This window comes from Pectobacterium hainanensis, assembly GCF_046237015.1.
In the GTDB taxonomy this organism is placed as follows: Bacteria; Pseudomonadota; Gammaproteobacteria; order Enterobacterales; family Enterobacteriaceae; genus JBJYIN01.
Genome location: NZ_JBJYIN010000005.1, coordinates 125081 through 148199, shown reverse-complemented (window position 1 = coordinate 148199; position 23119 = coordinate 125081). Strand labels below are relative to the sequence as shown.

Here is a 23119-nt window from a genome sequence, read left to right as displayed (position 1 = left end):
TTAGAAAGATTTGAACAGTCGTTAAATAATGGCGTAATCGGTTCACTGCCGTATAGGCAGCTTAGAAAATCCGGTTTGCCGAGCGCCGATAACCTTCGTAGTTCACTGCCGTATAGGCAGCTTAGAAATCGCCGCTTTAATCCTATTGACGCACAGTAAAGTTCACTGCCGTATAGGCAGCTTAGAAAACGAACAGGAATTACCGAAGCTACAGGAAAAGGGTTCACTGCCGTATAGGCAGCTTAGAAAGTTCCGGCGACACCAGCCGCGCCGATCATTGCGTTCACTGCCGTATAGGCAGCTTAGAAATCAGCTCGCTGGATTCCTCTAGTATTGCATCAGTTCACTGCCGTATAGGCAGCTTAGAAATATAACGTCAACCTTCAGACAGCCGCCGCCGCGTTCACTGCCGTATAGGCAGCTTAGAAATCAAGCCGGATACCGTCACGAAAATCACTTTCGTTCACTGCCGTATAGGCAGCTTAGAAATCTTTTAGCCGAAACCGGAACATCGTCAATTTGTTCACTGCCGTATAGGCAGCTTAGAAATACAACGTGCAGCAATTCTATTTCCCTAACGTGGTTCACTGCCGTATAGGCAGCTTAGAAAATCATCGTTAATATCCGCAAGATAGGTAAACCGTTCACTGCCGTATAGGCAGCTTAGAAATGGACCCGGCGATCCCCACGAGATTGCTACCAGTTCACTGCCGTATAGGCAGCTTAGAAACAACCCGTGGACGGCCCTCCAAGATTGATTTGGTTCACTGCCGTATAGGCAGCTTAGAAAATGTAAACCGTATTAAAGAGGCCGCTATCGAAGTTCACTGCCGTATAGGCAGCTTAGAAATATTTGCCAATTAAAGCGGCAAAACAATACGCGTTCACTGCCGTATAGGCAGCTTAGAAAATTCTCGAAAGAGTGGCTTGCGTGGTCTAAATGTTCACTGCCGTATAGGCAGCTTAGAAATCAGTCTAAGCCCAGCTCTAGCCGGGTGCGTTGTTCACTGCCGTACAGGCAGCTTAGAAATTAAACAAACTCACTTGCGGTAAGCATACAGAGTTCACTGCCGTACAGGCAGCTTAGAAAGTGTCGCACCAGTTCCGGGTCTTTGAGGTCTTGTTCACTGCCGTATAGGCAGCTTAGAAAATCGAAAACTTTGGAGTTTCTGTTTCATTTAATTTCACTGCCGTTCAGGCAGCAAAAAACTAAAACGTCACGAAAATCGATGATAAAAAAGTCATCCACAACGTGGAGTAAAAAGCTGGTAGTCTGTTTGTTTATGGCCTGACACGGTTTAGGGAACGTGATGTATAACATTGATGACTTCGATCTGAAAATTCTGACGCTGTTACAAACTAACGGTCGTTTGACCAATCAGGAACTCAGTGAACTGGTTGGGCTTTCCGCTTCTCAGTGTTCTCGCCGTCGTATTGCGCTGGAACAGGCGCAACTGATTCTCGGCTATCATGCTCGTCTCTCTCCCAATGCGGTTGGACTGGAGTGTCTGGGATTAATTGAAGTGCGTTTGATCAACCATACCAGTGAATATATTGAACGTTTTCATCACATGCTGGGAGAGGTTGACGCCATTATTGATGCCTATAAAACCACGGGCGATGCTGATTACCTGCTCAAAGTCGCCGTTGCCGATCTCCCTGGGCTAAGTGCTCTTATTAGTCAGATCTTGTCGCAAAATAAGAGTGTGGCGCACCTGAAAACGTCTGTTGTTCTCAATCGACTAAAAGAAAATGGTCGGGTGGTTCCAGATACGCCATGACTTCCTATGCATAGGAAAAATTGCACCAGCCTTCTCATTCATGATAAGCATATTCATACGCTAAAATATTCGAGTTCGGGAGAACGACACTGTGTTTCAAAACGTTGAAGCCTACGCAGGCGATCCTATTTTGTCTCTGATGGAAACATTCAAACAAGATCCGCGTGCCGATAAGATTAATTTGAGTATCGGGCTGTACTATAACGAACAAAATATTATTCCCCAGCTTCGAGCGGTTAGTGCTGCCGAAGAAGTTCGACAGCCACTATTCAAAAAAGCGAGCTCTTATTTGCCGATGGAAGGCTTGCAATCGTATCGTACCGCCATTCAGCATCTGCTGTTTGGAGAAGACCATCCGGTTTTGAGTGCGAATCGCGTGGCGACTATCCAGACGCTGGGCGGTTCTGGTGCTCTGAAAATTGGTGCCGATTTTCTGAAACGCTATTTTCCGGATTCATCAGTGTGGGTTAGCGATCCTACCTGGGAAAACCATATTGCTATTTTTTCCGGTGCTGGTTTTAACGTTCATACCTATCCTTATTTTGATGTTGAAAGCTTGGGCGTGAAATTTGATGCCATGCTGTCAACATTGCAGGAATTACCGAGACACAGCATCGTGTTGCTGCATCCTTGTTGCCACAATCCAACGGGTTCAGATCTCACTAACGAACAATGGGATCGCGTGATTGAAGTGGTTATCAGCCGTGAACTGATCCCTTTTATGGATATTGCTTATCAAGGTTTTGGCGCGGGGATCGCAGAAGATGCTTACGCGATTCGTGCCGTCGCGCGTGCTGGTGCTCCCGCGCTGATAGCCAACTCGTTCTCCAAAATCTTCTCGTTGTACAGCGAACGTGTCGGCGGGCTTTCCGTTATTTGTGACGATGCAGATAGCGCTCAGCGTGTCTTGGGGCAGTTGAAAGCAACCGTGCGCCGTAACTATTCTTCTCCGCCAAATTTTGGTGCTCAGATTGTTTCCTGCGTACTAAACGATGAAGAATTGAATGCTAGCTGGCGTGCTGAAGTAGAAGAAATGCGCTCGCGCATTATTGAAATGCGTCAAACGTTGGTTTCTGCGCTAAAAACCGCGTTGCCTAATCATGATTTTGATTATTTGTTAACCCAGCGAGGTATGTTCAGCTATACCGGTTTTAGTCCAGAGCAAGTTGAGCGTCTGCGCGAAGAGTTTGGCGTTTATCTGATTGCTAGTGGTCGTATGTGTCTTGCTGGTCTGAATCACAGTAATGTTCAGCGTGTTGCCGCAGCGTTTGCCGCGATTCAGTAAATCGTAAATAACGGTCATCTTACTGGCTTAACCCGCTATTCAATGAAACATGGGTGAATTGGGTTAAGTCAGTCATCATGCCATTTCAACGTATAAAAGTACCATGATCCAACTACGCTATCTGAATCAGTACCCCTCAACCGTTGTTGCACAGGTTCAATCACTTCTTGATCAAGGTAAATTGGGCCTCTGGTTAGCAAACAAATATCCTGATCGTCATCATATTCAAAGTGATAAATCGCTTTATCACTATGTTGCCGAGCTAAAACAGCAATACCTGAAGAATGCTCCAGCGTTGTCCAAAGTGTTGTATGACAATAAGCAGAACCCGATAAAGGGAACGCTAGGAACCAATACGTTTGTGGCGCGTGTGCAGGGCGGGAAATTGAAGTCCAATAACGAAATCAGAATTGCGGCATTATTTCGTGATGGTCCCGAAGGCTTCCTGCGTATGATCGTGATACATGAGCTTGCTCATCTCAAAGAAAAAGATCACAACAAAGCGTTTTACCAACTGTGCTGCCATATGGATCCTGACTATCATCAGCTAGAGTTTGATATGCGAATTTGGTTGAATTGGAGAGAGATAAATGCAGGTTCTGTCTAATTTACCTTTCAGGTTCACTTTGCCTTAGCGTTGCGCCTCGGCGTTGTATCTGACGACCACTTTAACGAAAAAACAATAATCTTTTTAAATGTTAATAGTGCCAAATTTGAAGGTTTACACTCCTTCGATGAAGCTTGTTACAGACACTTTTCACTAAGAAGGTTATCAGTAATACGTTATCTAAGGTCTGTAACGTAGTAATGCAACCCTGTGGATGAACTGCCTGCACGGCAGTGAACCATCTGCTGGCGTCGGGTGCGTGTAATTAATCTTTCTAAGCTGCCTATACGGCAGTGAACAACGGTGCCGAACTGTGGCCGTTCGGCTGGCTTTTCTAAGCTGCCTATACGGCAGTGAACGTCGGATTTTGTGTATTCAGAGACTTCAGCCATTTCTAAGCTGCCTATACGGCAGTGAACTGTTGGCGTTTTATTCTAACGTTTAGATTTTTAAAGAAAATATCTTATTTTCTCTGGAAACCACTTTTTTATCCTTGTGAAGAATATTGATGTGAAATCAATAAGCTACGATATAGAGAATAAAAAAGGGTTGGGAGATGGTGAGTGATTCACTGAACTTTCTGTTCTAGCTTCGCCTGAACTACCGGTATCACTCAACAATAATCCGTTCGTCATCTGCCCCCAGGCATGCTGTGAGTTGCTGTCCTGTAGGGCTAAACGCGCAGTCCGGTAGCGGTTTGTGAATGTAGCTTGCTATTGGCCAAACGGCATAGATGAGGACAAGAAATAACGCAACCAGCGTTCTGAAAAATGGGAACGAATCTGGTCGAGTAGAACGGTAGATTCGACGGGCTTTAATGTATTTAATTGCGCCAAAAGCGGCCATGCCTGCGCCTATCAGCATGGAAAGATACAGATCGCCAGATTCTGGTGAAAGTATCACCTGCGGATCGCCATATTCATTCCAATAGCAAACACGCCAATAGACAGCGATGCCGATTTGTAGCAGCCCAACAATTATCCAGGCGATACGCCAACCGGAAAGCCGAAAAAGGCCCAGTAATACAAAACCAGATAAGGCGGTATGTAAAAGCGATATTTTCAGCATATATCCCATTTGTCCGCCGAATAGCGTACCGCTAATGTCGATCGGCCTCATGGTATAGAAATCTGTCAGTGTGAATATAATCAGGATGGATAATGCAGCAAACCAGCTTGCTGCATAGTAAAGATAAAGGCCACATTGTGAGAGGTGGCCAGATAAATAATGCGTTTTCACCATAAATCCCTTTGTGTGATGATTTTTATTGTTTATGACGCATTGTCTACGTATTCCCGACGAATACGCGACGTTAAGCGGGTAATCAGTTCGTAGGCACTGACGCCAGTATGTGCAGCTATTCTCTCTACCGGCAATGAGGGTCCCCATAGAATGGCTTCATCACCGACGTGATCTTGAGCGTTCGGTCCAAGATCGACGGTGATCATGTCCATGGACACTCGCCCGGATAGCGGGACTTCCCGTCCATTTATCCATACAGGTGTTCCTGCCGGCGCACTACGCGGATAGCCATCACCATAGCCTATCGCGACCACGCCCAGTTTGGTGTCGCGAGTGCTCGTCCAGATACTGCCATAGCCAACGGGTTCGCCTGCCTTATGCTCACGCACAGAAATCAGGTGTGATGTCAGCGTCATTGCCGGTAGAAAACCGAAATGGACTGCATTTTCGGTCTCAACCGGTGATACGCCGTACAAAATAATGCCCGGTCTAACCTGATCGCGGTACGCCTGCGGCCACAGCAGGATGCCACCTGATGCCGCGATGGATTGCGCACCGGGCTTTCCCTGCGCAAATGCGTCAAAGCACGCCAATTGGCGTTCCGTCACGCCGGATTCAGGTTCATCTGCACGGCAGAAATGACTCATGATATTGACGGGTTGCACGACATTCTGGCATGCGGTTAATCGTTGCCAGAAGGCATCCGCATGTTCTGGCAGGACACCCAGCCGGTGCATACCGGTATCGAGTTTCATCCAGACGCGAATCGGGCGGGATAAATGAGCATGTTCTAGCGCCGCGAGTTGTTCCGGGCTATGAATTGCGGTTTCAAGCTGATTATCTGCCAGTAAAGGGAGATCGTCAGCAGAGAAAAAGCCTTCGAGTAGCAGGATGGGTTTGGTTATTCCTGCTGCTCTGAGTGTGAGTGCTTCTGAGAGTCGCGCGACGCCGTAGCAATCGGCATCGTGAAAAATCTGTGCAGCTTCAATCATACCGTGACCATAAGCATCGGCTTTTACCACCGCGACCAATCGACTGTTGGGGGCTAGCTGGCGGATCCGTTGCAGGTTGTGACGCAAAGCACGGCGGCTAATGACGGCAGTTGCCGTTTTCATTCTTTATCCTTAACGCAGAGGGATTATTGTGCGCTATTCATCATCGTATTGTGGACCGGCATAGTTATCGAAGCGCGACCACTGCCCGTTAAAGGTCAAGCGCACGGAACCAATCGGGCCGTTACGCTGTTTTCCCAAAATAATTTCTGCAATTCCCTTCAGATCGCTGTTTTCATGATAAACCTCATCACGATAGATAAACATAATCAGGTCGGCATCCTGCTCAATAGAGCCTGACTCACGGAGATCGGAGTTAACCGGACGTTTATCCGCACGTTGCTCCAGGCTTCGGTTGAGCTGGGAGAGTGCGACAACAGGAACTTGCAATTCTTTTGCTAATGCCTTGAGTGAACGGGATATTTCCGCAATTTCCAATGTGCGGTTATCGGACAAGGACGGCACACGCATCAACTGTAGATAGTCGATCATAATCAGACTCAGGCCGTCATGCTCGCGGAAGACCCGGCGGGCACGGGAACGTACTTCAGTCGGTGTCAGGCCGGAAGAGTCATCAATGTACATGTTACGTTTTTCCAGCAATATGCCCATGGTGCTAGAAATTCGAGCCCAATCTTCATCATCTAGCTGGCCGGTACGGATGCGGGTTTGGTCGACGCGGGAGAGTGAAGCCAGCATACGCATCATGATCTGCTCGCCGGGCATTTCCAGGCTGAAGATCAGCACCGGTTTTTCCTGAGTCATAGCGGCATGTTCACACAGGTTCATCGCAAAGGTTGTTTTACCCATTGATGGACGTGCCGCAACGATAATCAGGTCGGATTTTTGCAGGCCCGCAGTCTTTTTATTGAGATCCTGATAGCCCGTATCCACGCCGGTCACGCCGTCGTGTGGCTTCTGATAAAGTTGTTCGATGCGGGAAACGGTATCTTCCAGAATTCTATCGATGCTTTTCGGCCCTTCATCTTTACTGGCGCGATTTTCGGCAATCTGGAACACGCGGGATTCGGCGAGATCGAGGAGATCTTCACTGCTGCGCCCCTGCGGATCGTAACCCGCATCCGCGATTTCATTGGCTACGGCAATCATCTCACGTACAACGGCTCGCTCACGCACGATATCAGCATAAGCGCTGATGTTTGCAGCGCTCGGGGTGTTTTTCGCGAGTTCCGCCAGATAGGCAAAACCGCCAGCGGATTCCAACTCGCCTTTTTGTTCCAGCGATTCTGATAGCGTGATCAGGTCGATCGGTTTGCTCATTTCCAGCAAACGTTGCATTTCAGTGAAGATCAGACGGTGTGCGCGGTTATAGAAATCGTTAGAAACGACGCGCTCCGCGACATTATCCCAGCGCTCATTATCGAGCATGAGCCCACCCAAGACCGATTGCTCCGCTTCCAGCGAGTGCGGTGGAAGTTTTAGCCCTTCCATTTGACGGTCACGGGGTTCGTTCGATTTATGGGTTGGTCTTTTTTCTGCCATGAAGCGAGTTCTTTACCGGTTGATTTGCCCTTGAATTAGGAGGCATTGTATATCTGAACGTATGAAATGACATACTGCAATCCGTATTATGGTAAGACAATGAACCTGTCACGGTAAGGAGATGATATGGCAAAACGTATTCAGTTCGGCACCCATGGGGGGCCGGAAGTGCTTCAATATGTCGATTTTACCCCAAACGATCCCGCCGCCGGTGAAGTTCAGGTAGAGAATCGCGCCATTGGTATTAACTTTATTGATACCTATATTCGCAGCGGATTATATGCTCCGCCGGCCATGCCATCAGGGCTAGGAACGGAGGCGGCCGGTGTCGTGACCAAAGTGGGGGCTGATGTTCATACCATTAACGTCGGCGATCGCGTTGTTTACGCGCAGTCCGCGCTCGGAGCCTATAGCGATGTGCACAATGTTGCACAAGATAGGGTTGCCATCCTGCCGGATGCGATCAGTTTTGAGCAGGCGGCAGCATCGTTTCTCAAGGGATTGACGGTCTACTATTTGCTGCGTCAGACCTATGAAATCAAACCTAATGAAACGTTTCTGTTTCATGCAGCGGCAGGTGGCGTGGGATTGATTGCGTGCCAATGGGCAAAAGCGCTAGGAGCAAAGCTGATTGGCACCGTGGGTTCTGATGAAAAGGCACTACGCGCTAAAGCGGCGGGGGCCTGGGCTACGATTAACTACCGTACTGAAAATATTGCTCAACGTGTCGTGGAACTGACCAACGGTGACAAGGTTCCGGTGGTGTACGATTCGGTGGGGAAAGATACCTGGGAAGCCTCTCTCGATAGTCTGCGTCATCGTGGATTGATGGTGAGTTTTGGGAATGCATCGGGTCCGGTAACCGGCGTTAATCTGGGGATACTCAACCAGAAAGGTTCGTTGTACGTTACCCGTCCTTCCTTGTTTGGCTATGTGACGAATCGTGCCGAATTGGAACAGGCAAGCAGCGAACTCTTCTCGTTGATTGCCAGCGGAGCGATCAATGTCGATGTTGCGCCAGAGCAGATTTTTTCCTTATCCGATGCACAGGCGGCGCATCAGGCGCTGGAGAGTCGTCGTACTCAGGGATCTTGTCTGTTGATACCTGCACGGTAACGGGAATACGTTGTCGGTTTAAGAAAAGAGAAAAGCTAAAAAGCAGAAGGCCTTCCGTGAGGAAGGCCTTTGCCATTGCGCTGATTTCATCAAGCTGTATGTAGGGTACAGCGGATGCGTCGTCATGAAGGTGCCACTGTGTGGCTATTATGTCTCCTGACGCTGATGAAACTGTTTTTGCTAATGCACCCGCCGTACTTCACGTTGCCTGTACGTTGACACTGAAAAACAAATGCCTGCGAGGTCGAGCAAAAAATTGTGGCGACATCCTAGCAGCCGTTATCGGGAAAAAATATCTGTCGGCGCACAGTTTTGATTAAATTTGGATTGCTGTGCGCGGTTTAGACTTGTTTCTCCCTACGCTATGTTTACCACTCGCGGCCTCTGCGATTGCGGTAGGTATATTGGCGATAAGCATGGCGGTGAGTGTTATACACCGGACGTCCCTGAAATCGACGCCATACCCAAACGACGGCGATAGCCAGCAATAACCATGGGAGGACTTTAAGCGTAACGACAAAGAGTCCGCCAATCAGCATAAAAATCGATGCGATAAACAATGCGGCGATCACACCCAATAGCGAAACGCCGGTGACCATCAGCATAATAAAGAATCCAATAACAAAGAAAATTTCTAACATAGTGCGCTCCTGTGGCCTAATTACCGTATGGCGGTTATCTGGATCGTTTGTGATGCCATCACGTCATTACAAGAATCATGCCAAAACGTATCGCTGATAACCTATTGATGTATCAGCAATAGCCGGAAGAGCAATAAATGGAAGTTAGTCAAAAAGACGAATAGTTAGTTTTTTTATGACGAACTGCGCTATTCGTCCCTTTCTCAGTGTGTCACGAAGGATTGACCAGACATAATGCACGTTCGACGACGCTGGCATCCGCGCCGGGTTTATGCGCATTTTCGCTCAGATAACGCCGCCATTGGCGTGCTCCCGGTATCCCCTGAAACAAGCCAAGCATATGACGGGTAATATGGCCTAAAGCCGCCCCATTTGATAATTCGCGTTCGATATAGGGGTACAGGGATTTGACGACGGAAACGATATCCGGGTTGGCCGCCTGTTCGCCAAATAGCTCTCGATCTACCTGCGCCAGGATGCCGGGGTTCTGGTAGGCTTCACGTCCCACCATCACGCCATCCAAATGTTGTAAATGTGTTTTAGCTTCTTCCAGCGTTTTGACGCCGCCATTGATGGCGATGGTTAGCGCGGGGAAGTCACGTTTTAGCTGATAAACGCGCGGGTAGTCCAGTGGTGGGATTTCCCGGTTTTCTTTGGGACTCAGGCCAGATAACCAGGCTTTACGTGCATGGACGATAAACGTATCGCAGCCGCCGCGTTCGGAAACCGTTTGGATAAAATCACACAGGAATGCATAACTATCTTGATCGTCGATACCGATACGTGTTTTCACCGTCACAGGGATCGACACCCGATCTTTCATTGCCTTGAGGCAGTCTGCAACCAGCGCAGCTTCTCCCATCAGGCAAGCACCGAAACGACCGTTTTGTACCCGATCGGATGGGCAGCCCACATTCAGGTTGATTTCATCGTAGCCGCGTTGTTCCGCCAAAGACGCACACTGCGCCAGCGCTTGCGGATCGCTGCCGCCCAGTTGCAGTGCTAACGGATGTTCTTCCTCGCTATACGCCAGATAGTCCCCTTTACCGTGAATAATCGCACCGGTTGTCACCATTTCGGTGTAGAGCAAAGTATGTCGGCTGAGCTGGCGGAGAAAATAACGGCAGTGGCGATCCGTCCAGTCCAGCATGGGAGCCACGGAAAAGCGATTAAGGTTAGCAGTGCGGGAGTCGGTTGATATTGCGTTGTTTTTACCTGATTTTACGTCGGTCATAGCTTGTCAGTCATCGTTTCATGTGTTTCTGGCGGTGTGGCCGGATTGGCGCATTGTCAGCATCCCTGTAACCTTTTTGTCTCAGGTCCCAAACTGGGAGTACAGTCCACTATAACATAGCGAACGGATTTCTCGCTGAGGGCATTATTCATCATGGCTATTCTGTGGGGATAGGGTGGGGTGGGTGTTGTATCAGCAGGCAACAAAAAAGGTCGACTCATGAGGCGACCTGTAAACAGACAAACGGTTTGTCAACGTCGTGCGTTATTGTTCGTTATTCTTGTGCTTACTGATAAATTCGTTCTGTAAACGCTTAGATTCCTGAAGCTCGTTTTGTGACATGTTTTTTTCTATTTGCCGTGTTCTTTCCTCAAGTATCTGAATTAACTTTTTTATTTCTGGGTGTTCGAGCAATTCGTTATTTTTTTCACCTCTATTGAATATGGCGAACCAAAAATAAGTCTGTGCATCATTCTTATTAACCCCAATCCCATCGAGATATAGTCCTGCTAACGCAAGCTGTGCGCCTTGCAGATTGTTCTCCGCCGCGTTTTTTATGTATGCAAACCCAGTCTTATAGTTTGGCGCTGTACCAAATCCATTGATATACATAGTACCAAGTCGAAATTGTGCATCAGCATTGCCTTGGGCTGCGGATTTTTTAAACCATGGGATCGCTTTAGCTGATTCTTGTTCGTCAAAATACATGGCACCAAGTTCATATTGCGCATCGGCGTTGCCTTGCTCCGCTGCTTTCATGTACCAGGCTTTTGCCTGCTCGTAATTTTCCTCCACCTCATATCCTTGATAGTACCTATCGCCCAGTGCCAATTGTGCGTCTGCATTCCCTTCATTCGCAAGCTGCTGTATTTCTGCGAGGGACTTATTCTCAACGTCGTTGGCTGCGGCGTATGCCGTGGACAGCGAAAGTGAGAGTACGGTGGCAAAAAATAACGAGATGAATTTCATGTGTAATCCTTCACATTTTAATAAAAAAGCGCCGATAAGGCGCAACGAATAAAAATAACGGTTCTTAAACAATCTGTTCTTAACGGCCATATTCGCGATACCGATGAATCGTGCACGCGGTAATGAGTTGATTGGCTACGAGGAATATTTTAACGGAATAACTCGTTAATTTAAAATGATATAGGGCAGCATTGGGAATGAGAAAAAGGGAGCAAGCTTGTCGGCTTGCTCCCTTGAGAAGGCTGATGAGAACGCTTATGCAGCGGAGTGGTTGACCATCTGTGTCAGCACGCCACGCCACGCGTCTACCTGACCAAGGTAGTGTGCCGCTGGGATTGTCTGGACATTCCCGTTGGCATCTTCCAGTACAAAAGTAGGGAAGCCTTGTCCACGTACTTTCGCCAGCAACTCCCGGCTGGCACCGATATGTTTTGACAATGCGTCTGCCTGAATAAAGGCGAACTCCGTGCTGAAGGCGTCACCGTCCAGACCGATCTCCTCCGCACATTGGCGCAGCACGGTAGTGTCGGCGATTTTGCGTCCGTCAACATAGTGTGCTCGTTCGATCTGGTACAGCATTGTCATACCTTTGTGAGCCATCGCTTCCGCTGTTAGCACCGCAGCGATCGGCGGGGCAGAGTCCAGCACTACGCTGGTATCCCGCAGTAACCCTTCGTAATAATTATCGCTGAAGGGTTGCCCAGTCATCTGTGCGATACGACGATCGTGAGGGATCACATAATCGTGCCACTCTGGCGTGATCGTCCGGCTGTTACTACCGGTCATCATACCGCCGCCGTGGAGGATCAATTCCAATCCAGCGATTTCCTGAGCGGTTAGTGCCAATGGGGCGGCGCCATAGCACCAGCCGCACAAAGGATCATAAATATAATGCAGTTTTACTGTGGCCACTTCATTTCGCCTTTCAGAACTTTGGCCCCGAGTTCAAGACCTGATTCTTCTTTCAGAGTAGGGTAGTGTTTTTTCATCACGTCGATTAATTCGGCAGCATTCTTCGTTTTTACCAACTCTTTTTCCAGTGTGTCCAAGTATTGCAACGTGAACGTCACGTTTTTCAATGTGTAATCCGTTGGTGCGATGAAATGGCCTGGTACGACAGTCGTCGGTTTCAGCGCTTCAATTGATTTCAGCGTGTCGCGCCAGTGAACGCGAGATTCCGGCGTTTGGGTATCCGCAACCCACACATGAATATTGGCAGAGACTGGAATGCCGCCGACAACCGCTTTAAGCGACGGGATCCAGACGTAAGTACGATCCGGCGTGGGGCCTGTCAGGCCTTTCACTTCCAGCTTTTCTCCGTCAACGGTAAAACTGTCGCCTTCTAGTGGTTGCGGGACGATGATCTCTTTTGGCGCATTTTCTTTCAGAACCGGTCCCCAATGTGCGACTTTCCCGTCTTTGCTAGCGTTAATGGCATCAATCGTTGCTGGTGTTGCAATAATTTTGGCATCTGGAAATGCGGCTTTAATGACGTCCAGACCGAAGTAGTAATCAGGATCGGAGTGGCTGATGTACACGGTGGTTAGCTTTTTGCCTGTTGCTTTGATGCGTTCAACCAGCGTTTGAGCATCGTTACGCTGGAACTGAGCATCGATCAGAACCACTTCTTTTTCGCCGCTGATAATTTCAGAAGATACTGGGAAAATGCTGGCCTCACCTGGATTAAATACCTCAACTTTTAGCGTTGCTGCGTTTGTCGCTGACGCCAGACCCATCAATGCGGTGAGTAGGGAAACGGTAAATAAAGTAGATTTAGACATATTAGGAACCTCTGGGTATGTAGGAAGTGGGGTTTATGTTATGTTGCATTAATCGTGCGAAAAACCGCGAAATGGTGAATTGTTTGTTGCATAAATCGAGCTAATTATGGATCGTCTGACGGCGGCTGAAGTGTTTGTGACTATCGTTGAACGTGGCAGCATGATTGCTGCCGCAGAAACCATGGATATGTCCCGGGCCATGATTACCCGCTATCTGGCGGAGATGGAGCAGTGGGCAGGGGCTCGTCTGTTGCATCGAACAACGCGTAAACTCAGCCTGACGGACGCGGGTGAAAAAGCGCTGGCTCGTTGCCGTGCAGTGCTGGCACTTACCGCAGACATGCATGCCGAAACGCAGACGGAAGCGGCGGAATTAAGCGGTTTGCTACGTATCAGTTGTTCGCAGTCTCTGGCACAAATGGCACTGGGCGTAGCCGTCACTGAGTTTTTGCATCGTTATCCTAAGGTGGCGATCGATCTGCAAATGAGTAACCGTGCCGTAAATTTGGTTGAGGATCGTATTGATCTGGCGCTGCGTATTACCAACGCGCTGGATCCGAATTTAATTGCCCGCTCATTGGCTTGCTGTGAATCGGTATTATGTGCGTCTCCCGCCTATTTAAATACACACGGTATACCGAAAAAACTCACTGATTTATCTATTCATAACTGCCTTACCTATACCTATTTTGGTAAAAGCCTGTGGCATTTTTCGCAGGGGGAAGAGAACTTCACTATCCCGGTCAGCGGCAATCTCAGTGCCAATGAGTCACAGGTTCTCTTGTCCGGCGCATTAGAAGGTGCAGGCATCACGCTACAGCCTCGTTATTCCGTCTCCCACTATCTTGCCAGTGGTCAACTGGTGATGCTTTTACCGGAATACCATCCCCAGGACATGGGGATTTATGGCATTTACATGTCGCGCCGCCAGATGCCTGCGACGCTACGTGCTTTACTGGATTTTCTGGTGGAATGGTTTGCGCACGACCCACGCTGGCGGACGATGACGCAGTAGGACGAATTGTTACCTGTTGCACCATGTATATCGGTCATTATAAGTTGGCGATTTCTTCCAATGAGACCATTCTCGTTTCGACGCCAAAGAACAGTATGATCACTGAACAGGTGACGAGTAGTGTTCCCAGAATTATAAAAACCATGACAGAGCCGTAATGTGTTAATAATGCAGCCACCCCGTAAGGTGTGAAAACCGCGATGATGCGGCCTATCGCATTAACAAGGCCTGAGCCTCTCAACCTCATATGTGTCGGCCATAATTCTGGAATATAAACGGCTGAAGCGAAGCAGACATACATATAGAGGAAAAAAATCATGACCAGGCCATAGAGGATAATGGCGGTATCGGTTTGTTGCAGTGAATAAATGTATCCCAATATAGCGATAATAATTAATAAACAAGAACCGAACCATTTTCGCGGTAGTTTATCAATAATCAATGTTGTTACGAATATACCGGCTGGTGCGCCAAGCATGATAACCGCCGTCATAAAAATAGAATGTGTTACCTCTATACCAGAATTGACAAAGATTGTTGGGATCCACACGGTAATCGTATAAAGCGATATATTCATGGCAATAAGTACCGTGATCGCGACTAATGTTCTTTGTAACATGCTGCCCTTAAAAAGCACCCAGAAAGAGTCATCACTGTCCTCTTGAGGTGAAGGGCTGACCGTTACATAAGGGGCATTCAGTATGATTTTCTTTTCTTCTTCAATACTTTTTTCTATTCTCAACATACTGGCTTCTGCTAAATCGCGTTGCCCTTTTTTTGCCAGCCATCGTGGTGATTCAATAAAATAAGTGGAAGACAGCAACCACGCTACTAACATGGCGCAACCGCCTAACAAAAACATAATACGCCAACTGAGAAATGAAATAACGACAACGCCAATAGCCGCAGATAAAGGCGGAGCCCAATTACCAACAAAAGAGAGTCGGGCAGACCACTTCCCTCTGATCGCTGCCGGAATGAATTCGGCGAATGATGCATAGCCAACCATAATTAATGCGCCCATACCAGTTCCCATCAAGGCGCGGAAAAAAATAAGCCAATACATATTGGGTGAAAATGACGCAGCCGTGGCGGAAATACCGACGATAAGTAAATTAATACGGAAGGCCTTACGTCTGCCAAGACAATCACCAATAAAACCCGCGCTCAATGAGCCGACAAAATAACCAAACATCATGGCTGAGGTAAACGCGGCATTCAGATAATTGTTCGACCATCCGTTACTGATGAGTTTGGCCAGAACGACATTGCCAGAGTAACTCAAAAACCCTGTGGTGAGCAGGGCAGTACCGATAATGCTAAAAATTTTGTAATGGAAACTAGAAATAGGTAACCGGTCGAGTCTTGCTCCAATGTTATCATTATTATTCATGATCATTGCCTCATGGTGTAACCTGGTAAGATGTAGGTTTTTAATATATCCACGGTACTTCACGTTGCATGTGCGTAACTGTGCTCGTTACTCGAATGAGTAATGGCCTAAATTAGAAATAATATTTTTGTTTTATATAGTGAAGCATACCGCCATTCATTATTAATAATGGTGGGTGATAATATTGATTAAAAAACACTTGAGAACGCATTGATGCGTTGTTGTACTACCTCTTAGTTAAGTGTTCAATTAGATATACCCGTCATACTTCAAGTTGCATGTGCGTTGGCTGCGCTACTCGGCCCGTCGTGGGCCTCGCCCTAAAGGGCCGCTGCAAGCAGCGTTCAAACCTGCCTCTGGCAGATTTGTCAGTCACCCGAATCACTTACTTGAGTAAGCTCATCGGGATTAAATGAGAGACATCCTGTCTCTCACCAAAGGCCAGCCGTTGGCTGGTCAAATTCGTTCCCGACGAATTTGTCCTTCGCTTGCCGCGTTATTCGGCCTTATGGCCTCACCCCTTCGGGGTCAGCGCAAGCGCTGTTCAAAAACGCTTTGCCGTTTTTGTCCTGAAACTTGAATTATTTTGGGTATAGATATAATGTTATCTATCCAATTAAGAAATATACCATCATGATTTTCTAGAATATCAACTTGATTCCTTTTTTTTCACAGAGTGAAATCCATTTATCATTTGGCTTGATATCAGTAATGATATAATTAATATGCTCAAGCTCAACCAGACGAACAAATGCTTTTCTGTCAAATTTTGAGTGATCAATCAATAACGCCACCTCTGTTGACTGACTGACCATCGTTTTTTTGATTTCCGCTTCTGCCTCGTTGGAATCAAGCGCTCCATTTTGTATATCTAATCCCTTACAACTCATGACCATAATATCAAGGTGATATTTAGCGATCACTTCTTTGGTGATCATGCCTTGTAAAGAGAGTGTGTTTTTATTGAGTTCTCCTCCAGTAGAGACAACGTTAATGTCTGACTGTGCCAGTTCATGAAACGCCTCTGCTGAATTGGTTAATAGGGTTAGATCACTTCTGTCTTTTAATAATTTCAGAAGCTCCATCACCGTTGTACTTGAATCAGCAGCGATAGTTGTTTTATTTTTAATAAAAGGGAGTGCTTTTAGGGCGATAGCTTTCTTTTCCTCCAGAAAGGACTTCGCCCTTTTATAGAAATGCACACTATCAGACAAGTTACTGGTGTTGAGAACGGCACCGCCATAGGTTCTTGTGACAAATCCTTCACCTTCCAGTTTCTCAAGATCCCGGCGAATCGTTTCTTCCGTAACCTTAAACATGTGACTTAAGTTAGCAACCGTAACCTTCTTATCGTTGGTGACCATTTGCTTAATTGTCTGATGACGATCTCTGGCTGACACGATGTTTACCCTTGTTTTCATCTATTTTATGACAAGCGAATAGTATGTCATACGATATCTTTATCTCCAAAGAATTATGTCTGAATCACAGTATTTGACTTGCTTTTACGGAGAAAAAAGGCAAACGATCTGTGATATCAGCGATCAAGTGCTTCCGCCATTCTGCGTATTAATAAAATATCTTCATCAGAAAGACGTAATGCTGTTGCTGCTACGTTTTCTCTGACCTGTTGTGGCGATGTCGCGCCGCTCAATAAAGAAATGTATTTGTTTTGTGCCAGCGTCCAAGCCAGCGCCAGCGTTGGGATCGTACAGCGATACTTCTCGCACAGCGGTTGCCATTGCGTAAGCATGTCGATGACCCGACACATTTTTTCTTTCTGGAACCATTCTTTATTGGCACGTGCGCCAGTTGGAAGATAATCCTTGGTTATGGTTCCCGTGAGTAATCCTTGTTCGAGCGGTGAATAAACCTGCAAGACAATGCCATGTTTGGCACATAGCGGCAGAATATCCTTTTCAATTTTGCGATCCAAAAGACTGTATTTGGCCTGAACGATATCCAGATCGCCATATTGTAAATAGCTCTCTATATGTTGGATATCAACATTTGCCGCGCCAATAGATCGAATTTTCCCTTCCTGTTTTAATTCATTCAGCACCTTCATGGTGTCTGAAATCGGTGTGAAATAAGGGGGGACGGACTGCCAATGCGTCATATAAATATCGATATAGTCGGTATTAAGACGCGCCAGGCTCTCTTCGATTTCTGCCCGGATAGATTCGGGTGTCAGGTTTTTATAGAGTTGCCGATCGCCAACTTTATTAAACAGGCTCCCTTGCCGTTCCCACACGATGCCGCATTTGGTTTCAACAATAATTTTCTTACGATCCAGATGCTGAATCGCCTGACCAACAATAACTTCACTATTACCGAAATTATATCCTGGGGCCGTGTCAATAAGATTGACTCCGCAACGATAGGCTTCATGAATAGTATCAAGGCAAACCTGTGTATCCAGATCGCCATTCCAGGCAGGCCCGCCACCAATAGCCCAAGTGCCAAGGCCAATTTGAGAAATTTCCAGCCCCGTTTTACCCAATGGTATCATTTTCATTGATGTTCCTGCCCCTCATAGCATTTTAATTGTTCTTCAACCTGTGCCCGATGTTTAACGCCTGTCGTTGCGCCGACGCTTTGTACTGAAATAGCCGCAGTAGCGTTTGCAAAACGGGCACATTCAATCAGTGTCTTGCCTTCTAAAAGCCCTGAAATAAACCCAGAAGCAAAATTATCGCCGGCACCAATGGTATCGATAGCCCATATCCCTTTAATTGCTGGAATGACGAACTCGCCTTCCTGGTTCTTAATGAAACAGCCGTGCTTACCGGTTTTGATTACGACGGTTTTTACGCCACATTGCAGGAAACGATCGGCAATTGCCGTTAATTCTGTTTCCCCCGTTAATAAACGAGCTTCGTCATAATTGGGGAACAAATAATCTACGTAACTCAATGCATCACGAATATCGTCCAGCGTTTCTTTCAGTCGTGGTTTGATCATGTCTGCACAAATAATCAAATTCTCTGCTCTGGCTTTTTTAAATATCCTGACTAATGCTTTACCATCCAAAAGCGGGCTATTAAAGATACTGGCCATAGAGAGAAGTCGCGCATCGGCGAAACGGGAGAAATCCACATCGTCGATATTCAGTTTCCACAGACTGCCGTTACGATTGGTCACAAAAGTTCGTTCTCCGTCCTCTGTCACCAGGCCCACATTCATTGAGGTATCAATATGTTCATCCTGTTTCAGATTCAGCGTATCAATCCCTTCTCTGCGGCAGGCAGTTAGAATAAAACTGCCCGCCGCATCTTTGCCGATCCGACTCATCAGCGCCGTTCTGTGTCCTAATCGGGAAATGATCGTTGCTTCATTGATTGCATCCCCGCCGATTGTCATGGCAATCCGCTCAAGCGGATAGGATTCGATTTCAAATATATTTTTATTGACCGGCTGCAAGGGAATATCAACAATTGCTGCGCCGAGACAAATAACATCGATCTTTTTCATTAAAACTATTCCGCTTTGCCATCAGAACCAAACAGGCGAATTTTTTCGAGCGCCCGTTCTTTTATTGCTTTTCTCACTTCTCTTTCGAGGTGTAAAAAAGGTTGTTGCGCGTTTTCTTTTACCGCGTCCATGGCGGCTAGGCACAATTCCGTGTGGATATTAATTTTTGCGATACCGAGTGAAATTGCGGTGCGAACATCGGCATCGCTAATGCCCGATGCACCATGTAATACTAATGGTACGGATACGGCATCACGTACTTTGGCAATCACATCAAAATTGAGTTTTGGCTCTGAAGTATAAACACCGTGCTGATTGCCGATGGCGACCGCTAGCGAATCACAGCCGGTTCTTTCAACAAATTCCGCAGCCTGATTGGGATCGGTATAGTGATAGGTTGCTAAGGCTTCTTCGTAGACGGTTTCATTACCGACATGTCCTAACTCTGCTTCCATTGGAATACCGAGCGGATGAAAATAATCGACAGCTTCTTTGGTTAAGCGAATATTCTCTTCAAAATCAAATGCCGATGCATCCCTCATTAAAGAGTTCATGCCATGCAACCAGGCATTTTGAATAATTTCCATGCTCCGGCCATGATCCCAATGGGTAATGACGGGAACCGTGGCTTTTTTTGCCATCGATACCATCATGTGAGAGAAATCTTCAAATGAAGTATTACCCACAAATCCTGTACCGAAAGAAATAATGACCGGAGACTTAGCTTCTTCCGCTGCATCAATGACACCCATCAGCATTTCCGCGTTCCAGACATTAAAATGCGGTATGGCGTACTGCTTATTTTGGGCCTGGTTTTCCCAATATTGAATATTTGCCAACATATTTCATTCCTCTTCTTTTCAATCGGTGATCTTAATTACGCCTTTGATGATGTCTTTTTTATTATTTACCGACTCTTCAAAGGCACGCTGTACATCCTGATAATCGTAAATATTCGTCACCATTGATTTCACATCGAATTTCCCTGATGAAATCGCGTCAATGGTTATGGGATAGCGATTGGCATAGCGAAATACAGTTTGAATGGTGACTTCGCGATTAATTTTGAGAAAATTAATCGGTGAGTCTCCCGGTACGGTACCGACAATCATGATTTTTCCACCGCGCATCACAAGATGTGGCGTTTGTTTTACGGTGGTTAGCGAACCGGCGGTTTCAAAGACAATATCCGCCCCGGCGTCGCCAAGAATGGTTTTACTTTTCGTGATGACATCATCTTTGCTGCCATCAATGACGTCCCGTGCACCTAATTGGCGCGCCATTGCCAATCTTTTTTCCAGCACATCGACAACCACAATGTCAGATGCACCCATACAACGGCAGGCTTGCAGTGTCATCAGGCCGATACAGCCTGCGCCCAGAATAATGATTTTCTTTCCTGGCTTGACGTCAGCCAGCATGGCCGCGTGAATACCGACCGCCGCCGGTTCAACCAGCGCGCCTTCCATGGTGTCCATATTATCCGGTAGCTTGTAGGTAAAACTTTCCGGGTGACAAAGATAATGTGTGAGTGCGCCTCGATAGTTTGGCTGCGTTGCCATAAAGTCGACATCAGGGCAAATATTGTATTTACCTTCCAGACAATAATGACATTTCCCGCAGGGGACGCCCGGTTCAATATTGACTCTGTCGCCTACTTTGAATTTAGTGACTTTACGTCCAATGGCGGCGACCGTTCCGGCACACTCATGTCCTAAACCAATTTCCTGATTAGGATCTTTGGGAGGAATAAAAGGACCTGATTCAAATCCATGAACATCAGAACCACAAATACCGACATATTCTACTTTTAATAATACTTCGTCATCTTTAGGGACAGGAACGTCAGCCGGAATAATTTTCATCGTGCCCGGAACTTTTAAAATTGCTTTGGTATTGTTCATCTTTCATTCCTTATTTTTATGCTTTCTTATTAACGACTGCATCAAACCCAATGGTTTCTACTGATGCACCCTTTGTTTCGATACCGATTACTGCAATTACCATGGCGACAATGACGGAAACTGAACCAAGCAGGACGAATACGCCGGAAACACCATAGTTATCTAATAGCACGGCGACGGCGTAAGGCGCGGCGATACCACTAACGCGACCAACCGCATTGGCTAACCCAGAACCGCGCAATTTCGCTTCCGTCGGCCATATTTCAGGGACATAAACAGCCGAGGCATAACAGACATACATATAGACAAACGTAATCAGGAAGAAACCAATAAGGGAAATCATGAACATGCTACTTTGCTGGGCGTAGATATAGCCCAATAGCGCAATTAATAGCAGTAGGCCGACCCCCATGAATTTTCTGGATATTTTATCCATGACTAACATCGCAATAAAAATACCAAATGGTGCACCGAACATACTCATGGTATTAAGCACAATCGAATCTTTCAGATTGATTCCCTGAGTCATGAAAATAGTTGGCAACCAGTTAATTAACGTATATTGAACAACGTTCATTGCGATGAGAACGAATGATCCAAGAATGACACGTTTTAATAATACGCCGCGCAATAAGGCTGAATACGGCACAACTTTTGGTTGATGCGCTTCCGACATCGTTGTTATTGGCGGGAGCGGTTTTCCGGTTTGCTGCTCGATTTTATGTTCTATGGTAGAAATGATTTTTTCTGCTTCTTCATATCGCCCCTGAGTTTCAAGCCAGCGCGGTGATTCCGGGAAGCTCTTATACGCAATATAAGTGGCGATAAGAGATAAGACGGACGGTATAACTAATTGGATACGCCAGTTCCACTCTGCGGCAATGGCTGGCGTCATCGCCATAGCGATCAGAGAACAGAGTGGATAGGACCAGTTACCGATGAACGATACCCGACTTGACCAGGTTCCCCGATTGCGGCCTGGCATATATTCGGTATAGCCTGCAAATAGGGTGACCAGCAATGCCCCCAGCCCAAATCCCATGACGAACCGGCAGGCAATTAAAAACATCATATTGGGGGAGAGCGCACCGACCAGCATGGCAACAATATGAATCGCTTCATATAATAAATAACCGTTTCGCCGCCCGATTTTATCACCAATAATTCCGCCGATAAGTGCACCAGCGAACATCCCTGCGGTGGTAATAGCAGAAAACGTCGCGCTGGTGCTGTTATTTGTCCAACCAATTTCTTTTAGCTGCGCCAGCATTAATCCACCGACGGCATTACTCCAACAAACGAGTAATCCAAATGCAACCATCCCGAACATAGAATAATGCCATCGGCTATCAGGAAGACGATCGAGCCTGGCCCCACAATTGGGCTTCTTAATTGTATTTCCCATGAAACGACCCTCACGAAATAATGAATTGTTAGTTGTTATATTCTTTTATTCCCGCTTCAACTTCTTTTTCCATCATATTCCATGCCACTTCGATATCTTCATGTAGGTTCCATAATGCAGGTGGTCCTAATACCACCATGTCTGCACCTGCATGGTATAGTGGACCATATATTTCCCGGCACATAGAACCATCGGCTTCAATAATGAAATCTAACGCCATATCTTTTCGCCATTGCACTAGGGTTCTGATTTTTTCATACATCTGAATAATCGGTTTTTGCCCAGGGTAACCAGCATCAACAACCATAATGGTGACTTTATCTAACAGAGGAAGATAATATTTAATACTTTCAAGTGGTGCGGCCGGGTTTAATGCTATCCCGGCTTTACATCCCAGACGCTTAATTTTATTGATAGTGATAAATGCATCTTTTTCAATGCAATCTGTATGCGGGGTAATATAAGTTGCTCCGGCATCGACACACGCTTCAATAAAATCTTGTGGGTGCGCGACCATCAGGTGCGCATCCATGGGTTTAGTGACAACATGTTTAATGGCATTCAGAAAATCCGGTCCTATGCCAAAGGTTTTGACATAGTTGCCATCTTTAATATCCATATGCAGAAAGTCAGCATGCTGATCGATAAAACAGATTTCTTTTTCCATTTTAAAAAGATGGCAGCATCCCATTGAGGGCGCTAATAAGAGTTTTCTTT

The 23119-nt window shown here is 46.6% G+C and carries 21 protein-coding genes and 1 CRISPR repeat array (1 of these 22 only partly in view); of the genes, 5 read left to right on the top strand and 16 right to left on the bottom strand.

What is annotated here, in order from left to right; all coding sequences use genetic code 11:
* Positions 1–1150: direct repeats of the CRISPR family, unit length 28 nt; unit sequence GTTCACTGCCGTATAGGCAGCTTAGAAA; it reaches 261 nt to the left of the window's first position.
* 160 nt (positions 1151–1310) lie between these two features.
* The 3 genes from ACKPVM_RS06915 (at position 1311) to ACKPVM_RS06905 (ending at position 3673) form a co-directional block, all read left to right on the top strand.
* Positions 1311–1781 carry an Lrp/AsnC family transcriptional regulator gene (locus ACKPVM_RS06915; protein ID WP_409308066.1) on the top strand — a complete coding sequence of 157 codons (471 nt, stop codon included), beginning with the start codon at positions 1311–1313 and terminating at the stop codon, positions 1779–1781.
* Positions 1782–1872: 91 nt separating this feature from the next.
* The gene (locus ACKPVM_RS06910) at positions 1873–3066 is read left to right on the top strand and encodes an amino acid aminotransferase (protein WP_409308064.1); all 1194 of its coding nucleotides are present in this window, start codon (positions 1873–1875) and stop codon (positions 3064–3066) included.
* Between the two features lie 103 nt (positions 3067–3169).
* Entirely contained in the window at positions 3170–3673 is a 504-nt protein-coding gene (locus tag ACKPVM_RS06905; protein WP_409308062.1) for a M48 family metallopeptidase, read from the top strand.
* A gap of 609 nt (positions 3674–4282) precedes the next feature.
* On the opposite strand, the gene ACKPVM_RS06900 is transcribed toward ACKPVM_RS06905, so the two are convergent.
* The 3 genes from ACKPVM_RS06900 to dnaB are packed head-to-tail and all read right to left on the bottom strand — an operon-like array spanning position 4283 to position 7470.
* Positions 4283–4915 carry a hypothetical protein gene (locus ACKPVM_RS06900; RefSeq protein ID WP_409308061.1) on the bottom strand — a complete coding sequence of 211 codons (633 nt, stop codon included), beginning with the start codon at positions 4913–4915 and terminating at the stop codon, positions 4283–4285.
* A 29-nt stretch (positions 4916–4944) separates the two neighbouring features.
* Positions 4945–6030: an alanine racemase gene (alr, locus tag ACKPVM_RS06895; protein WP_409308059.1), complete on the bottom strand. Its 1086-nt coding sequence runs from the start codon at positions 6028–6030 to the stop codon at positions 4945–4947.
* Between the two features lie 33 nt (positions 6031–6063).
* Complete coding sequence (gene dnaB / locus ACKPVM_RS06890) at positions 6064–7470, bottom strand: replicative DNA helicase (protein WP_409308057.1); 1407 nt, start codon at positions 7468–7470, stop codon at positions 6064–6066.
* 126 nt (positions 7471–7596) lie between these two features.
* On the opposite strand from dnaB, the gene ACKPVM_RS06885 reads away from it, so the two are divergent.
* Positions 7597–8586, top strand: coding sequence for a quinone oxidoreductase (locus ACKPVM_RS06885; RefSeq protein ID WP_409308055.1), 990 nt, complete (start codon positions 7597–7599; stop codon positions 8584–8586).
* 368 nt (positions 8587–8954) lie between these two features.
* On the opposite strand, the gene pspG is transcribed toward ACKPVM_RS06885, so the two are convergent.
* The 5 genes from pspG to ACKPVM_RS06860 all read right to left on the bottom strand — a co-directional run bounded on the left by pspG (position 8955) and on the right by ACKPVM_RS06860 (position 13211).
* Positions 8955–9227, bottom strand: a complete 273-nt coding sequence (gene pspG, locus ACKPVM_RS06880) for an envelope stress response protein PspG (RefSeq protein ID WP_409308054.1) — start codon at positions 9225–9227, stop codon at positions 8955–8957.
* A 211-nt stretch (positions 9228–9438) separates the two neighbouring features.
* A complete protein-coding gene (dusA, locus tag ACKPVM_RS06875) occupies positions 9439–10461 on the bottom strand; it encodes a tRNA dihydrouridine(20/20a) synthase DusA (RefSeq protein WP_409308052.1) in 1023 nt (340 codons plus the stop codon).
* 264 nt (positions 10462–10725) lie between these two features.
* A complete protein-coding gene (locus tag ACKPVM_RS06870; RefSeq protein WP_409308050.1) occupies positions 10726–11430 on the bottom strand; it encodes a tetratricopeptide repeat protein in 705 nt (234 codons plus the stop codon).
* Positions 11431–11685: 255 nt separating this feature from the next.
* Complete coding sequence (locus ACKPVM_RS06865) at positions 11686–12342, bottom strand: DsbA family protein (RefSeq protein ID WP_409308048.1); 657 nt, start codon at positions 12340–12342, stop codon at positions 11686–11688.
* Positions 12330–13211, bottom strand: coding sequence for an MBL fold metallo-hydrolase (locus tag ACKPVM_RS06860; RefSeq protein WP_409308046.1), 882 nt, complete (start codon positions 13209–13211; stop codon positions 12330–12332). Before ACKPVM_RS06860 ends, ACKPVM_RS06865 begins: the two co-directional genes overlap by 13 nt.
* Positions 13212–13317: 106 nt before the next feature.
* Here ACKPVM_RS06860 and ACKPVM_RS06855 point away from each other — a divergent pair, with 106 nt between their 5' ends.
* Positions 13318–14226, top strand: a complete 909-nt coding sequence (locus ACKPVM_RS06855; RefSeq protein WP_409308044.1) for a LysR family transcriptional regulator — start codon at positions 13318–13320, stop codon at positions 14224–14226.
* 37 nt (positions 14227–14263) lie between these two features.
* Here ACKPVM_RS06855 and ACKPVM_RS06850 read toward each other — a convergent pair whose 3' ends face one another.
* The 8 genes from ACKPVM_RS06850 to ACKPVM_RS06815 all read right to left on the bottom strand — a co-directional run bounded on the left by ACKPVM_RS06850 (position 14264) and on the right by ACKPVM_RS06815 (position 23093).
* On the bottom strand, positions 14264–15619 hold the full coding sequence (locus ACKPVM_RS06850; protein WP_409308042.1) for an MFS transporter: 1356 nt from the start codon (positions 15617–15619) through the stop codon (positions 14264–14266).
* A 641-nt stretch (positions 15620–16260) separates the two neighbouring features.
* Positions 16261–17019, bottom strand: a complete 759-nt coding sequence (locus ACKPVM_RS06845; RefSeq protein ID WP_409308040.1) for a DeoR/GlpR family DNA-binding transcription regulator — start codon at positions 17017–17019, stop codon at positions 16261–16263.
* Positions 17020–17156: 137 nt separating this feature from the next.
* On the bottom strand, positions 17157–18137 hold the full coding sequence (gene ydjG, locus ACKPVM_RS06840) for an NADH-dependent methylglyoxal reductase (protein ID WP_409308038.1): 981 nt from the start codon (positions 18135–18137) through the stop codon (positions 17157–17159).
* A complete protein-coding gene (locus tag ACKPVM_RS06835; RefSeq protein WP_409308036.1) occupies positions 18134–19093 on the bottom strand; it encodes a carbohydrate kinase family protein in 960 nt (319 codons plus the stop codon). The genes ydjG and ACKPVM_RS06835 overlap by 4 nt, the downstream gene beginning before the upstream one ends.
* Positions 19094–19098: 5 nt before the next feature.
* Positions 19099–19935 (bottom strand): ketose-bisphosphate aldolase, encoded by an 837-nt coding sequence (locus tag ACKPVM_RS06830; RefSeq protein ID WP_409308034.1) that lies wholly within the window; start codon positions 19933–19935, stop codon positions 19099–19101.
* Between the two features lie 18 nt (positions 19936–19953).
* A complete protein-coding gene (locus ACKPVM_RS06825; RefSeq protein ID WP_409308032.1) occupies positions 19954–20997 on the bottom strand; it encodes an NAD(P)-dependent alcohol dehydrogenase in 1044 nt (347 codons plus the stop codon).
* 16 nt (positions 20998–21013) lie between these two features.
* Complete coding sequence (locus tag ACKPVM_RS06820; RefSeq protein WP_409308030.1) at positions 21014–22402, bottom strand: MFS transporter; 1389 nt, start codon at positions 22400–22402, stop codon at positions 21014–21016.
* 28 nt (positions 22403–22430) lie between these two features.
* Positions 22431–23093, bottom strand: coding sequence for a beta/alpha barrel domain-containing protein (locus tag ACKPVM_RS06815; RefSeq protein WP_409308243.1), 663 nt, complete (start codon positions 23091–23093; stop codon positions 22431–22433).
* Positions 23094–23119 lie beyond the last annotated feature (26 nt).